The sequence below is a fragment of the Marinobacterium nitratireducens genome (genome assembly GCF_014645375.1).
GTDB classification, from domain to species: domain Bacteria; phylum Pseudomonadota; class Gammaproteobacteria; order Pseudomonadales; family Balneatricaceae; genus Marinobacterium_A; species Marinobacterium_A nitratireducens.
The window spans coordinates 269,515-285,062 of sequence record NZ_BMLT01000002.1; the positions used below are offsets into that span (position 1 = coordinate 269,515).

The window sequence follows — 15,548 nt, forward strand, 5'->3', positions numbered from 1 at the left end:
TACCCTTGATAGCCCCTGCGCCGGGTCGCGAGGGCGGCCAGTCAATTGTTACGCAGCATCCGCATGAAATCCTCGACCGGTACCGGGGGACTGAAGAAATATCCCTGCACCTGGTCGCACTCGTGTCGGATCAGGAACTCCAGCTGGGCCTTGTTCTCGACGCCTTCGGCGATCACTTTCTTGTTCAGGTTATGCGCGAGGTTGATGACGGCGCGCACGATTTCCTCGTCGTCCTTGCTGGAATTGACGCCGCCGACGAACGACTTGTCGATCTTGAGTGTGCTGATCGGCAGTTTCTGCAGCAGCGCGAACGACGAATAGCCGGTGCCGAAGTCGTCGAGGGAGAAATCGATCCCCAGTTCGCTGAGTTCCTTGAGGCAGCTCTGGACATGGGTCTCGTCGGCGAAGAGGGCGGATTCGGTGAGCTCGAACTCCAGGCGGGTCGGGTCGATTTCGTTCTTGTCGATGATGCGGCGGATGGTTCTGGCGAGAAACTCGTCCTTGAACTGCCGGAACGACAGGTTCACGCCGATGCTGCCATAGCGGAAGCCGGCATCGCGAAAGCGGCGCATGTCCTGCCCTGCCTGGTGGATCGCCCAGTAGCCCATGGGCACGATCAGACCGGTCTTTTCCGCCACCGGTATGAATTCGTCGGGCTGCACCAGGCCGCGTTCCGGGTGCCGCCAGCGCATCAGTGCCTCGGCGCCGATGATCTTGCCCGTGCGCAGATCGATGCGAGGCTGGTAGAAAAGTACGAACTGCTCCTGGCGCAGGGCCTCCCACAGTTCCGGCTCCAGCGTGATATGGGTCGCGGGATCCGAGTCCCTGGACGTCTCGAAGATGGCATAGCTGCAGCCGTGCGTCTGCTTGGCGCGCTGCCGTGCCTGGGAGGCCTGGCGGATCAGCGCGTCGAACTCCCGGCTGTGCTCAGGGGCGAAGGACACACCGATGCTGCTCGGCAGCATGGTCTCGCGCTCGCCGGTCCGGTACGGCTCGCTGACGCCGAGCATCAGGCTGGCGAGAAGCTCCCGGGTAGAGGCTCGCAGATCGGTGTCGGCATCCACTTCGTGGATGATGGCGAACTCGTCGCCGCCGATTCGCGCCAGGACCTGGTCGTGCAGTACATCCTGCAGCCGCCGGCTCAGTTGCTGTACGACCCCGTCGCCGACGGAGTGGCCCAGGCTGTCGTTGAGCTTGCGAAAGCCGTCGAGGTCGATGGTGATCAGCGCCACACGGTGCCCGTGGCTGTCGATACGGGCCAGTGCCTCGAGCAGCTTGCTGTAGAAGTACTGCCGGTTGCCGGTGGCGGTCAGTGGGTCGGCGTGGCGCAGCTGGTCGATTTCCTCGTCCTGGCGCTTGGTGCCGATGGCGTAGCGTATCGCTCGCTGCAGCGTATCGCTGTCCAGCTGCTCGAGGGGCAAATAGTCGGACGCCGACTGGCTGAGCAGTCGGCGTCCGGTAAAATCGTCGATGGCGTCATCCAGTACGATAACCGGCAGGCAGCTGTTGCTGCGCTTGATCGCCAGCAGCGCGGCACTTTCCAGCAGTTCGCGGGCCGGCAGACAGAGAAACAGCAGGTCGATCCGTTCCCGCTCCAGCAGCAGCAGGGCCTGCTCCATCGCGCTGCAGTCCAGCAGTTCGTAACCCGCTTCCGGGCCGAGCAGGTCGCCAATACGATCGCGCTCCAGGGGATCTCTGGCGACGATCAGCAGGCGTATGCTGGACTCACTGGATTGCCGCTGGGCGGACTGCATCGATTCGTATCCCATGAATATGAGCCTCGACCGGTGTCGGGCACTGCTGAAAATTGTTCAACCCCTGACCATGCCGCTGCGGCGTCGAACGTGGCATAATGCTCTGCTTCGCGTCGCGACCTCCCAAACTTAACACGAAGCCCTCTGATAACACAGGCAGCCTGTCGTCCTGTAATCGGCCGCCAACCCGGGCGCTTTAGTATTTTCGAATGTATTTAGATGAGTAAGCTCAATCCCAGACAGAAGGAAGCGGTCGACTATGTCGGTGGCCCGCTGCTGGTACTGGCCGGCGCGGGTTCGGGCAAGACCAGCGTCATTACCCGCAAGATCGCCTACATGATCGAGAAGTGCGGCATCGAGGCGCGTCATATCGCGGCGGTGACCTTTACCAACAAGGCTTCCCGCGAGATGAAGGAGCGCGTCGGCCAGCTGGTCAGGGGCAAGGCCGCGCGTGGCCTGACGGTATCGACCTTCCACAACCTCGGGCTCAATATCATTCGCCGCGAGCATCGGGTGCTGGGGCTGAAGTCTGCCTTCTCGCTGTTCGACGACCAGGACAGCAAGGCGCTGCTGAAGGATCTGCTGCTGCACCACAACGAAGATACCGATCAGGTCGATACCATCGCGCACCAGATTTCCAACTGGAAGAACGACATGCTGACGCCCGAGCAGGCGCTGGCACAGGCCACCGGCCCCGACGATATACGCGCGGCCCGGGCCTACGAGTCCTACAACCTGCACCTGAAGGCATACAACGCGGTCGACTTCGACGACCTGATCCTGACACCGGTGATGCTGTTTCAAAACCATCCGGAGGTGCTGGAGCGCTGGCAGGGCCGTATCCGCTACCTGCTGGTGGACGAGTACCAGGACACCAACCTGTCGCAGTACCGGCTGGTGCGTCAGTTGGTGGGCCACCGCGGCGGTCTGACGGTGGTCGGGGACGACGACCAGTCGATCTACGCCTGGCGCGGTGCCCGGCCCGAGAATCTGGTGCAGCTGAACGAAGACTTTCCGAGCCTCAAGGTGGTCAAGCTGGAACAGAACTACCGCTCGACCGGCCGTATCCTGAAGGCTGCGAACACCCTGATCGCCAACAACCCGCACGTGTTCGACAAGACGCTCTGGAGCGATATGGGGTTCGGCGACCCGATCCGGGTTATCTACAACCGAAACGAGGAAACCGAGTGCGAGCGTATCGCCACCGAGATCCTCGATCGCCATCTGCGCAAGGGCGTGCCGTTTCGCGATTTCGCCATCCTCTATCGGGGCAATTTTCAGGCCCGGCTGCTGGAGGTGAAGCTGCAGGCGTACCAGGTTCCGTACAAGCTTTCCGGCGGCACCTCCTTCTTCTCGCGTGCCGAGATCAAGGATCTGATGGCTTACCTGAAGGTGCTGATCAACCCGGACGACGACAATGCCTTTTTACGCATCATCAACACCCCGCGACGGGAAATCGGCCCCGGCACGTTGCAGAAGCTCGGTACCTATGCCTCCGAGCGTCAGGTCAGCATGTTCGCTGCCTGCGACGAAATGGGTCTCGAGCAGGTGCTGCCGGCGCAGGCGGTGGAGCGGCTGCGGCGCTTCTGCAGCTGGATGCAGCGGCTCTATCAGCAATGCCGGCAGGCGGATCCGGTAGCCGCGATTCGCGAATTGATTCTCGATATCGATTACGAGGGCTGGATCTACCAGAATACCGCCAGCGAAGCGGCGGCGGAAAAGCGCATCCAGAACATCTGGTTCCTGGTCGACTCGATCCGCTCGACGATGGAGCGTCTTCAGGAGGACGACCCGGATGCCGGTATCGAGGAGACCATCGCGCGGCTGATTCTGCTCGATTTGCTCGAGCGCCAGGAGGAAGAGGACGACTCCGACCGGGTTCAGCTGATGACGCTGCATGCCTCCAAGGGGCTGGAGTTTCCGCACGTCTTTCTGATGGGGATGGAGGAGGAGCTGCTGCCGCATCGCAACAGCATCGAGACCGACAATATCGAGGAGGAGCGGCGTCTTGCCTACGTCGGCATCACCCGTGCGCGCGAAACCCTGACCATGACGCTGGCGAAACAGCGCAAGCAGTACGGCGAACTGGTGGATTGCATGCCGAGCCGCTTCCTCGACGAGATACCGCAGGAGGATCTGGAAATCGAGGGGCAAGACCGCTGCGAGGATCAGAACCGCGCGCGCGGTCGCGCCACCCTCAACAGTCTCAAGAGCCTGCTCGACGGGCTTTGAGAGAGGCAGGGTGAGGCGTAAGGCCTGTAGGAGCCCGGTCCCCGGGCGAACGCTGTCAACGCGGTAAGTCGTGAGCGGTAAGCAGGCGGAGAGTCGAATGACTGAGGGCGTACGCGACAAATGGAACCGGCGTTATCTCGAACGAGGCGAGCATCCGCCCGGGGTGCCGGATTTCGTACCCGAGCTTGTGCCGGCACTGAGACCGGGGCGGCTGCTGGATGTCGGCGCCGGGGACGGCGCGGCCAGTCTGTATCTGGCCGGGCAGGGCTTCGAGGTGACGGCGGTCGATATCGCCGAGGCGGGGCTGGCGCGGCTGCAGGGCTTTGCCCGGGCGCGGCGGCTGGTGCTTGCCACCCGCTGTGTCGACCTGGGGGCGCCGGACTGCCTGGCGGGGCTCGGCGCTTTCGACAGCATCGTCATCTGCCGCTACAAGCCGGATGCGGCGCTGTGGCCGCAGCTGGCGGCTGCACTGGTGCCAGGCGGTACTATGGCACTGGTGACCTTCAACCTGGAACACCACCGCCGCAGCGGTTTTTCGGCGCGTTTCTGTCTGGCTCCGGACGAGCTGGTCGGGATCGACCCGCGTCTGGAGCTGCTCGAGTACAGGTCGATCGAATGCGACGGCGACTGTCTGGATCGCTATCTGTTCAAGCGAAACAATGTCGCGTGACAGGTGACAGGTGACAGGTGACAGGTGACAGGTGACCATAGACCCGTAACCCATAACCCGTAACCCGTAACCTCTCACGCCTCGTCAAACAGACACTCGATCGACGGCGCGATATAGGGCCGACCGCGCTCGTTGAGCGCGGTGCCGATCACCAGACCCTCGAGAACCGTTTTCCCGTCGTCCAGGCGGATCACGCGCTGGCGAAAGCCGAACCTCACCTTGCCGAGGCGCTCGGTGGTGACCTCGACCGCGAAGCGGTCGCCGCTTTTCAGCGAGGCCTTGTAGTCCAGTTCCGAACGCACCACCACCAGATGGATACCGTCACGGGTCAGCGCGGCGAAGTCGACTCCTTTGGCCAGCAGGTACTCGTGTCGGGCGTGTTCGAGGTAGTTGAAATAAACGCCGTTGTTGACGATGCCCTGCATGTCCAGTTCGTAGTCCCGGACCTGCAGCTCGATGCGAAAAGGCTGTTTCATGAGGAGATTTCCTTATATTCGGTGCGAATCCAGTCGTGGGCGCCTTCGAGGCTGTCCACCACGGCGCTGGCGGCGCTGAAGTCATGGCTGCCTGCCAGTGGCGAGCGAATGGCGATCACCTGGAGTCCCGCCGCCCTGGCCGCGCGTACACCGACTTCGGTGTCCTCCACGGCGAGGCAGTCGCTGGCCTCCAGCCGCATCTGTTCGAGCGCCTTCAGATAACCGTCGGGCCGGGGCTTGTTGCGGCTGACGTCGTCGCCGGTCACGACCTGTTCGAACAGCGTCTGCCAGCCGTGGCCGCGCAGCGAGGCTTCGACGCAGTTACGCTGGGAACCGCTCACCAGTCCCAGTCGAACCTGGCCGGCGAGTGACTGCAGGATACGGCTGGCGCCCGGCATCGCCGGAAAGCAGCTGTCGCGAAGAAAGCGTTCATTGGCTTCGAGCTTGGCCTGCACCAGCTCCGTTGCCCCGGCGTCGATACCGTAGATCCGGATCAGGTCGGCGGCGTTGCGCTCGACGGGCACGCCGAGCATCTGCTCCCAGTAATCCCGCTCGCGGATCTCGACACCGAAGGGGGCCACAACCTGGCGCCAGAGCTGAAGATGGGTGGCTTCGGAGTCGACCAGGGTGCCGTCGTGGTCGAACAGGATTGCGTGCAGTGACATCATGACTCCCTCTGGATGCTGTGGGCACTCTACCATAAAGAAACGGCGAAACCCGCCCTGGCGAAGGGTCATCTGATCTTCACAAAGGCCGGCTAGGATGCCGCCATTCTTACTGGAGGGATTCCAATGAACACCAAGCTCCGAGACGTAAACGACCAGAAAAGCGATGCCATCGAGAACACCGACTTCGATGCCCTGGTGGACCAGGTCATCAGCCGTCGCGGCCTGCTCAAGGGCGGTATGGCACTGGGTATCGCCGGCTTCTTCGGCCTGACGCCGGTTGGCCGGGCCGTGGCTGCTGCAGTTGAGCCGTCACGGTTGCTGGGTTTCGCCGGAATTCCCGCCTCAACCGAGGACAGCGTCCAGGTTCCGTCGGGCTATCGCACCTCGATTCTGATGTCCTGGGGTGACCCGGTGCTGCCCGGCGCGCCCGAGTTCGACCACGCTGGTGGCAACAGTGCGGACGACCAGGCCGGACAGTTCGGTGACAATACCGACGGCATGGCGCTGTTTCACGTGAAACGTGCCGACGGCTCTGCCGATCCGGATCGCGCGGTGCTGGCGGTCAACAACGAATACTGCAACTACGAGTTCCTGCTCGAGACCGGCCAGGCCGAATCCCGCGAGGACGTCGAGAAGGCCAAGGCGGCACATGGCGTTACCATTGTCGAGCTGGTTCGCGAAGGCGGCCAGTGGCGTTACGTGCACAACTCCAGGCTGAACCGTCGTATTCATCTTGAAACCGAAATGGCGATGACCGGGCCCGTCGCCGGCCACGCGATGGTGCAGACCGCGGCCGATCCCGATGGCCGCCGGGTTTTCGGCACCGTCAACAACTGCGCCAATGGCCGCACGCCCTGGGGCACCTATCTGACCTGCGAAGAAAACTTCCATGGCTACTTCGGTGCCGAGCGTGACGAGGACGTACCGGCGGACATGGCGCGTTACTACGGTCTCAGTGCCGCCGAGGACCGCTATGGCTGGTGGCGGCATGACGATCGCTTCAACCTGAGCAAGACGCCCAACGAGCCCAATCGCTTTGGCTGGGTCGTCGAGATCGATCCCTTCGATCCGCAGTCGCGGCCGCTGAAGCGCACCGCGCTGGGGCGCTTCAAGCACGAGAACGCCGAGCTGGTGGTCAACGGCGATGGTCATGTCGTGGTCTATATGGGCGATGATGAGCGCGGCGAGCACCTTTACAAGTTCGTATCCAGCGGCAAGTACGACCCGGCCAACGACGCCGGCAATCGCCGCCTGCTGGAAGAAGGCACGCTGTTCGTCGCGCAGCTGACCGGCGGTGAGGGCGATAACCATGCCGGCAGCGGCCGCTGGATCGAACTGAGCCACGGCAGGAACGGGCTCACCGTCGACAACGGCTTTGCCGATCAGGCCGAGGTACTGATCCAGGCCCGCAAGGCGGCGAAGCAGGTCGGCGCCACCACCATGGATCGTCCCGAATGGGTCAGCGCCAACCCGCACAATGGTCAGGTCTACTGCGCGCTGACCAACAACAAGCACCGCGGCAACAAGGACAGCCAGCCGCTGAACGGGCCCAACCCGCGCGCGTCCAACCACTACGGACAGATCATCCGCTGGCAGGCGAAGGGTGGCGACCACACCGCCGCCGAGTTCGATTGGGACCTGTTCCTGCTGGCCGGCAATCCGGCTCGGCACCAGGACGCCTACGCCGGGTCGTCGAACATCACCGCCGACAACATGTTCAACAGCCCGGACGGCCTGGCGTTCGACCGCGATGGCCGACTCTGGATCCAGACCGACGGCGACGACTCCAACACCGGTGATTTCGCCGGCATGGGCAACAACCAGATGCTCTGCGCCGATACCGGGAGCGGTGAAATCCGTCGCTTCCTGGTGGGGCCGACCGGCTGCGAAGTGACCGGCCTGACCTTCTCCGAGGACTACCGCACGATGTTCGTCGGCATCCAGCACCCGACCGGTGGCTTTCCGGAGCATAAGGAGGGCGGCAAGCCGCGCTCCAGCATCGTGATGGTCACCCGCGAAGACGGCGGCGTGATCGGCGCCTGATCCTCAAGGTGACGGGCGACGGGTGAGGCGTCGCCCCTGCCGATCCTCGGTAGGAGCCCACTCCGTGGGCGAATCTGTTCGATCCGCAGGCGTTCGCCCGGAGACCGGGCTCCTGCGGTTTTCCCGTCATAGTTCATTCGCCTTGCGGTAAGGGCCGCTATAGTCGAACAGGCGTTCACGCACGCGCCAGTGGCGGCCGGACTTGCGGGCGATCACGAAGTCCGGTCCCCGGAAGTCATGGGCGACGGCCAGTACCTCGGCAAGGTTATCGAATGTCCGGGGCTTTGCACCGGCGCCGAAACGGCGGCCGAAAAGACGGTTGAAGACCGCGCGCTGGCCGTTGTGCGCGAGGTCGAAGCGCTCGTGCAGTTCCTCCCCCTGCTCGTCGTGATAGGTGACCCGCAGCGCGCCCCTGTGCTCCGACAGGCTGATGCCGGCGCAGCGTATCACCATCGCATCCTTCAGCTGCAGCGCCTTCTTCAGCAGGTCGTCCGGATCGATGATGGTGCCGTCGCACTGGCCGCAGCGTCGGGCGGCGATATCATTCTCGGCGCCACAGTGGGGACAGGACTTGAAGCGGAAGCGGTAGTCGCACTGCTCGCGCCGACCCTCGTCATCCTCGAACCAGCCCTGGCAGCGCCGGCCATGGTGCTCGATCACCTGGCCGGCGCCGTCGGTGCGCCCCCAGAAGATGTTGGCGAAGCCGCAGCCGGGGCAGAATACCTGCACCGGCTCGCTGTCGCTGTCGGGTTTGGGGCTGCCGACCTCCGGCGCGAACAGATCGAAGCCGTTGCCGGCGTAGTCGATCACCAGGCAGTTTTCCTTGCCAGGTGCCAGGCGCAGCCCTCGGCCGACGATCTGCTGGTACAGGCTGACCGACTGGGTCGGGCGCAGTATCGCGATCAGGTCGACATGGGGTGCGTCGAAGCCGGTGGTCAGCACCGCGACGTTGACCAGAAACTTCAGCTCCCGCTGCTTGAAGCGATTGATCAGTGTCTCGCGCTCGCGCCCCGGGGTATCTCCGGTGACCAGTGCGGTGCAGTCCGGTGGCAGATAGCCGCAGATTTCGCGGGCATGCTCGACGGTGGCGGCGAAAATCATCACGCCGGCACGCTCCTGTGCCAGTTGCAGCACCTGCTCGCAGATGGCGCGGGTTACCCGCGGATGGCGTGCCAGCAGGCTGTTGAGTTCGGTCTCGCGGTATTCGCCGTTGCGCCCCGGCGTCAGCGATGAGAAATCGTAGTGGGCGATGCTGGCATCGATCGTCTGCGGCGGCGTCAGGTAGCCCTCGCGGATCAGCTGGCGCAGCGGCAGTTCGTAGATGCAGTGGCGGAAGGGCCGCGCCTCTTCGCTGCGTACGAAACCGCGGTGGTGGAACTGGTAGATCCAGCCCTGGCCAAGACGGTACGGCGTGGCGGTGAGCCCCAGCACCTTGAGACGCGGATTCTGTTCCCGCAGCCGGGAGATGATCTGCTGGTACTGGCTGCCGTCGGCATCGCCGACGCGGTGGCATTCGTCGACGATCAGCAGCGAATAGTCGCCGGCGAAGCTCTCGAGATTGCGACTGACCGACTGCACACTGGCGAAGGTGACCTGGTGCCCGGCTTCCTTGCGACCGAGGCCGGCGGAGAAAATACCCGCCTCGAGACCGAAGGCGCTGTACTTGGCGTGATTCTGCTCCACCAGTTCGCGGACATGCGCCAGCACCAGAATACGCCGGCGGGCCAGCCGGGCGAGTTCCGCGATCACCAGGCTCTTGCCGGCGCCGGTGGGCAGCACGATCACGGCCGGCTCGTCGCTGGCGCGAAAATGGCGCAGCGTGGCGTCGACGGCCTGCTGCTGATAGGGGCGCAGACGGATCTGGGGCATCGTCCTCGAATCGCGGGGGCTGATTGAGCCGGCATGATACCGTCGCCGCAGCAGGGTGCAAAGTCACCCGCGCTGTCGTTCAGAGATCCTCGTAGCGCTCGACGCGTATCTCCTCGGCCGCCTCGTAGAGGTGTTCGGACACCGTCCGCAGCAGTGTGGTGGCCACCCGCACGTCGTTCTCGATGATCTGCATCAGCTCGCGCCGTTCGAGTCGCAGCGCCAGCACCGGTCGCACCGCCATCAGGTCCATGCTGCGGGGCCGGTCGAGAATCACCGAGAGGTCGCCGATCAGCCGTCCTGGCCCGACATCGGTCACCGAGGGCTCGTCGGCGGCGGAGCCGGGCCAGCGCATCTGGGCGATACCCTCGGCCAGGATGTAGGCGCCATCGGGGGCGTCGCCGGCGCGGAACAGGCACTCGCCGGTATCGGCCCTTACCCAGCGGGCGGCATAGGCGAGCAGGCGGATCGGGCCTGTGCCGAGGTGCGAGAATACCGAGGCTCCGGCGATGACCCGGTATTTGCGCTCGAAATCGGTACTGCTTTCACTGGCGCGCCTGGCGGCGACGGTCTCGTCGAGGTGCAGGCGGCCATCCTTGAGCCGCACCACCAGGTCGTACTCGCTGGTATCCTTGAAGCTTGGCTCCATCACCAGGATGGTGGTTTCGGGCAGCAGCCGGCGCAGTGCCTCGAGCGATTCGAGCCTGTTCCGCGGGGCGTGGGTGGCCAGTGCCTGATCGAGGATCAGGATGTCCGGCCGCTTGACCAGGGCGCGCAGGAAGCCGAACCGCTCCCGGGATGTCTGTGGCAGTTCCGAGCCGCCGATGCCGGCGGGCAGGCTGCGCACCAGCAGCCATAGCTTCGATTGCAGACCGGCCTGTTGCACGCTGTCGGCGACCAGGCTGCGAATCTGTTTTTCGCGCGTCTCGCCGGCCCGGGCCAGGCGCCCGAACAGCAGGTTTTCCATTACGCTGAGGTCGGAGTTGAAGGCCTCGACGTCGAGCGGGCGGTAGTAGGGCTGCAGAGCTTCGCCGAAACGCTCGATGCAACTCTCGCGCAGCGCCAGCACCGCCGCGCCGATTCCCTTGGGCAGCGCCATGTCCAGCTGCTCCGGCGCCAGAATGAACGGCAGCGAGAGCCAGATGCGTCGCTCCCTGGCATTGATCATGCGGCCGGACTGAAGCTTCTGGTACAGCGCTTCCAGCACATGGTACTGGTCGGCGCTCAGCCCGTTCAAACGCTGAAACAGCGGGTGCGCGGGGCCGACCGATGCGAAGGTCTGGATCAGGGTCTCGAGCTGAGTGTCGGCGAACTGGGCCAGCTCGGGCCCGTAGCCGGAATCGATCAGCCAGTCGATCAGCCGGGAATAAGCTTCCTCCTGTGGCACCGATGCGCTGTTGTCCCGAAGCGCGAACAGCAGGTTCTCGCCCAGTGTCAGCGTCGGGTTCAGCCGGGTGCTGTCGAACAGGTGCACCTGCCCCTCGAGATGCTCCGCCTTCAGACGCGCGGCGACGACAGGCCGCAGCTTGACCAGTTCCTGGGCCAGCTCAGGACGATCCGACGGGTCGAAGCGGGAATCGAGCGAGCGTTGCAGCAGGTATTCCTCGCTACCCATGACCTCGATCAGCTGCAGCCACCACTGACGCATCTCTTCCTGGCTGGTGAAGCCGGCGCGGGACAGATCGAGCCACTCGGCGTTGACCGGGTAGGTGCTGTTGCCCGAGAGGATCGCCTCGCGCAGCTGCGGATCGCGGCTGCGCGAATCCGGTGCCTCGGTGCGGGGGTCGCCGCGCAGCGGCATATAGACGTTCTCGCCGACAGACGCATTGAACAGGTAGGGCGTGCCGGTGGCCAGACCGATACGGGCGGCGATGACCGATTGGGGCAGCTCGCCAAGGTCATGACCGTTGACTTCTATGCGTCCGGACGTCACCTGGATACTGCGGCTCAGCACCTGGGCCAATGCCTGGCGCACCGGTGCGCTGCGACTTTCCACCGCGACCAGGGCCCCGGCGGGTATTTCGAGGCTGATATCGGTGAGCAGCGAACTGCCGTTGCTGTCGGTGACGTTGACCTGTTCGAGGCGGATGTCGCCATCCAGCCGCGGAATCTCGCCGGGCTGATCCTCGAACAGCCGGGCCGGCATGATATCGTCGGGCTCGAACTGGTCGACCAGGCTGAGGTAGCGGTCGCTGGTTTCCTGAATCTGACTGATATAGCTGAGCAGCTCGCGCCAGGGCGCCAGTATGTCCTTGTTCGCCGAAATGGCCGCCACCAGGGCGCCGACCGACAGCTCGCCCTGGATCACCAGGTAACCGCCGGCGATGTAGAAGAAAAACGGCGGCAGGTTGTTGATGAAGTTGTTCAGAAACTTCATGAAGAATTTCTTGCGAAAGATGTCGGCGCGGATCCAGAACAGACCGCCGAGGCGGTGGCTGAAGAGCGCCAGCGCGTAGGGCAGTCCGCCGTTGATGCGCAGGTCCTCGAGGCCCTGCACGCTTTCGCCGATCAGCTCCGACAGCTTGCGTACCCGTTTCACGCGCTCTCGGTGCAGGCGGTTGATGCGCCGCTGCAGCAACGGCGTGATGATCGCCTGCAGCGGCACCATGGCGATACCGGCGAGACCGAACCAGGGACTCTGCACGAACAGAAAGGTGAGGATGGTCAGCATCTGGCCGGCCTGGAACAGCGGGTGAGCCAGGGCATCGCCCATGATCCCGCTGAGCGGCTCCACCTCGGCGGTGATCATGGACACCACCTCGCCCTGTGAGGTGCGCCGGAAGCGGCTGGTGGGAAAGCGCATCATCTGGGTGACGAGCCGGTAGCGCAGGCGCCGCAGCAGGCGCTCGCCGACCAGGCCCTTGTAGATGTTGAGGCGCATCTTGATCAGGCCGTTCAGCAGCAGCGTCAGCAGGAACAGGACGCAGAGCAGCAACAGCAGCTGCAGTTGCCCGAGCTCGAGACCGAACAGGCTGACCGGGAACAGATTGCCGCCGATGGCGTCGTTGAGGATGCGTTTGGGCAGTTCGAGACTGGCGTAGAGGACCGGAAAGGACAATAGCGTGATCGCCAGCAATATCAGCTGCTGGCGCGCGCTGTAGCGCCAGATGAAGCGCATCAGGGTGGGCTCCAGCCGGTCAGTCGACGATGGCGGGCGGGTATCGTTCTGTGGCATCGGGCGGCACTGTCCTTCGAGCGGAATCCACTTCAGTTTAGTCGCGCCGGGCGAGGCGAAATCTTCACTATCGCAGTCGCCCGGATCGGGATACTATTGCTCGCCCTTCACCGCCCGTCTCTCACGGACAGGTGGGCACTGCTATCCTTTAATCCGACAGGCGTCCGCCTGCCATTCATTCCTGTAACCATCGAGTGAACGGCCGCACATGAAATTTCGCTTTCCCGTTGTCATCATCGACGAAGACTTCCGCTCCGAAAACATTTCCGGTTCCGGCATCCGCGACCTCGCCGAGGCTATCGGCCAGGAGGGGGTCGAGGTCGTCGGATTTACCAGTTACGGCGATCTGACGGCTTTCGCGCAGCAGGCAAGCCGTGCCTCCTGTTTCATCGTCTCCATCGACGACGAGGAGTTCGGCGACGGCAGCGAGGCCGATGTCGAGCGGGGGCTTGCCGGGGTCCGCGGCTTTATTCAGGAAGTGCGCAAGCGCAACACCGACATACCGGTGTTCCTGTACGGCGAAACCCGTACCTCTCGGCATATTCCCAACGAGATCCTGCGCGAACTGCACGGCTTCATTCACATGTTCGAGGACACGCCGGAGTTCGTCGCGCGTCATATTATCCGCGAGGCGCGCAAGTATCTCGATTCGCTAGCGCCGCCGTTTTTCAACGCGCTGATGGACTATGCCAGCGACAGCTCCTACTCCTGGCACTGCCCCGGACATTCCGGCGGCGTCGCTTTCCTGAAGAGCCCGGTGGGGCAGATGTTCCACCAGTTCTTCGGTGAAAACATGCTGCGCGCCGACGTCTGCAATGCGGTCGACGAACTCGGCCAGTTGCTGGACCACACCGGTCCCGTGGCGGCCAGCGAGCGCAATGCGGCGCGCATTTTCGGCTGCGACCACCTGTTTTTCGTTACCAACGGCACCTCGACCTCGAACAAGGTGGTCTGGCACTCGACGGTGGCGCCGGGCGATATTGTCGTGGTCGACCGCAACTGCCACAAGTCGATTCTGCACTCGATCATCATGACCGGCGCGATTCCGGTGTTCCTGATGCCGACGCGCAACCACTACGGCATTATCGGCCCGATTCCCAAGAGCGAGTTCGACCCGGAGGCGATTCGCAAGAAGATCGCCGACAACCCCTTCGCCCGCAACGCCGCCAACAAGAAGCCGCGTATTCTGACCATCACCCAGAGTACCTACGACGGCGTGCTGTACAACGTCGAGACCATCAAGTCGATGCTCGGCAGTACCATCGACACCCTGCACTTCGACGAGGCCTGGCTGCCACACGCGGCCTTTCACAGCTTCTATCGCAACATGCACGCCATCGGCCAGGGCCGGCCGCGCTCGGACGATACCCTGGTGTTCGCGACCCAGTCGACCCACAAACTGCTGGCCGGCCTGTCGCAGGCGTCGCAGATTCTGGTGCAGGACAGCCAGTCGCGCAAGCTGGATACGCATCGTTTCAACGAGTCCTACCTGATGCACTCCTCGACCAGCCCGCAGTACGCCATCATCGCTTCCTGCGATGTCGCGGCGGCGATGATGGAGCCGCCGGGCGGCACCGCGCTGGTGGAGGAGTCGATTCTCGAGGCGCTGGACTTCCGCCGCGCCATGCGCAAGGTGGACGAGGAGTTCGGCAAGGACGACTGGTGGTTCCAGGTCTGGGGGCCGGACCATCTCGCCGACGAGGGCGTTGGCGATCGCGACGACTGGGTGATTCATTCCGGCGATCGCTGGCACGGATTCGGCGAGATCGAGTCGGGCTTCAACATGCTCGACCCGATCAAGGCGACGATCATCACCCCGGGGCTCGATGTCGACGGCAACTTCGACGACTTCGGTATCCCGGCGGCGATCGTGAGCAAGTACCTGGCCGAGCACGGCATCATCATCGAGAAGACCGGCCTCTACTCGTTCTTCATCATGTTCACCATCGGCATCACCAAGGGCCGCTGGAACTCGATGGTGACCGAGCTGCAGCAGTTCAAGGACGACTACGATCACAACCAGCCGATGTGGCGCATCATGCCGGAATTCGCCCGCGCCTATCCGCAGTACGAGCGGGTGGGGCTGCGCGACCTGTGCAGCGAGATCCACGAGGTGTACCGCGAGTACGATGTCGCCAGGATCACCACCGACATGTACCTGTCGAAGATCCAGCCCGCGATGACGCCGGCCGACGCCTGGGCCAAGATGGCGCACCGTCAGGTGGAGCGGGTGCCGATCGACGAGCTGGAAGGCCGTATCACGGCGATGCTGGTAACGCCGTACCCGCCGGGCATACCGCTGCTGATCCCGGGCGAGTGCTACAACGCCACCATCGTCAAGTACCTGCAGTTCGTGCGCGATTTCAACGGCCGCTTCCCCGGCTTCGAAACCGATGTGCACGGCCTGGTACGCGAGACCATCGACGGCGTCGATCACTACTTCGTCGACGCGGTGAAGAGCTGAGACGGTAACCGCTTCCCGCGTTCGCGGGAATGACGGGAGAGTTCTCAAGAATGACGGGTACTTTCGCGGGCGTGACGGAACGGCGGGTGGCTTTTCGCGAATCCGTCAGCTCCGTCATTACCCGTCCGGGTCCTGACCCGTCACTCCCGCATTTCAGTTACCGTTATCGTCGTTCCCGCGAACGCGGGAATCCAGGACTT

Annotated in this window: 9 protein-coding genes; 4 read left to right on the forward strand and 5 right to left on the reverse strand. The window is 63.7% G+C overall.

All coding sequences use genetic code 11. The features are described from left to right. Positions 1-41: 41 nt before the first annotated feature. Positions 42-1,754, reverse strand: coding sequence for a putative bifunctional diguanylate cyclase/phosphodiesterase (locus IEX85_RS04195; RefSeq protein ID WP_188858644.1), 1,713 nt, complete (start codon positions 1,752-1,754; stop codon positions 42-44). 219 nt (positions 1,755-1,973) lie between these two features. Between IEX85_RS04195 and rep the strand changes: the two genes are divergently transcribed. Together rep and IEX85_RS04205 are read left to right on the forward strand one after the other, a co-directional pair. Next, a complete protein-coding gene (rep, locus tag IEX85_RS04200) occupies positions 1,974-3,986 on the forward strand; it encodes a DNA helicase Rep (protein ID WP_188858646.1) in 2,013 nt (670 codons plus the stop codon). Positions 3,987-4,083: 97 nt separating this feature from the next. Beyond that, positions 4,084-4,656: a class I SAM-dependent methyltransferase gene (locus IEX85_RS04205; protein WP_188858648.1), complete on the forward strand. Its 573-nt coding sequence runs from the start codon at positions 4,084-4,086 to the stop codon at positions 4,654-4,656. 74 nt (positions 4,657-4,730) lie between these two features. Here the strand turns inward: IEX85_RS04205 and IEX85_RS04210 are convergent, their stop codons facing one another. Both IEX85_RS04210 and IEX85_RS04215 read right to left on the reverse strand, forming a co-directional pair. Further along, positions 4,731-5,132 carry an acyl-CoA thioesterase gene (locus IEX85_RS04210; protein WP_188858650.1) on the reverse strand — a complete coding sequence of 134 codons (402 nt, stop codon included), beginning with the start codon at positions 5,130-5,132 and terminating at the stop codon, positions 4,731-4,733. After that, on the reverse strand, positions 5,129-5,800 hold the full coding sequence (locus tag IEX85_RS04215; protein WP_188858652.1) for an HAD family hydrolase: 672 nt from the start codon (positions 5,798-5,800) through the stop codon (positions 5,129-5,131). The genes IEX85_RS04210 and IEX85_RS04215 overlap by 4 nt, the downstream gene beginning before the upstream one ends. Positions 5,801-5,923: 123 nt before the next feature. Here IEX85_RS04215 and IEX85_RS04220 point away from each other — a divergent pair, with 123 nt between their 5' ends. After that, positions 5,924-7,843: a PhoX family protein gene (locus tag IEX85_RS04220; RefSeq protein WP_188858654.1), complete on the forward strand. Its 1,920-nt coding sequence runs from the start codon at positions 5,924-5,926 to the stop codon at positions 7,841-7,843. 126 nt (positions 7,844-7,969) lie between these two features. On the opposite strand, the gene radD is transcribed toward IEX85_RS04220, so the two are convergent. Together radD and IEX85_RS04230 are read right to left on the reverse strand one after the other, a co-directional pair. Continuing rightward, positions 7,970-9,712, reverse strand: coding sequence for a DNA repair helicase RadD (gene radD, locus IEX85_RS04225; RefSeq protein WP_188858656.1), 1,743 nt, complete (start codon positions 9,710-9,712; stop codon positions 7,970-7,972). Between the two features lie 79 nt (positions 9,713-9,791). Next, a complete protein-coding gene (locus IEX85_RS04230) occupies positions 9,792-12,884 on the reverse strand; it encodes an ABC transporter transmembrane domain-containing protein (RefSeq protein ID WP_188858658.1) in 3,093 nt (1,030 codons plus the stop codon). 208 nt (positions 12,885-13,092) lie between these two features. Here IEX85_RS04230 and IEX85_RS04235 point away from each other — a divergent pair, with 208 nt between their 5' ends. Continuing rightward, positions 13,093-15,348, forward strand: coding sequence for an arginine/lysine/ornithine decarboxylase (locus IEX85_RS04235; protein WP_188858660.1), 2,256 nt, complete (start codon positions 13,093-13,095; stop codon positions 15,346-15,348). Positions 15,349-15,548: the final 200 nt, after the last annotated feature.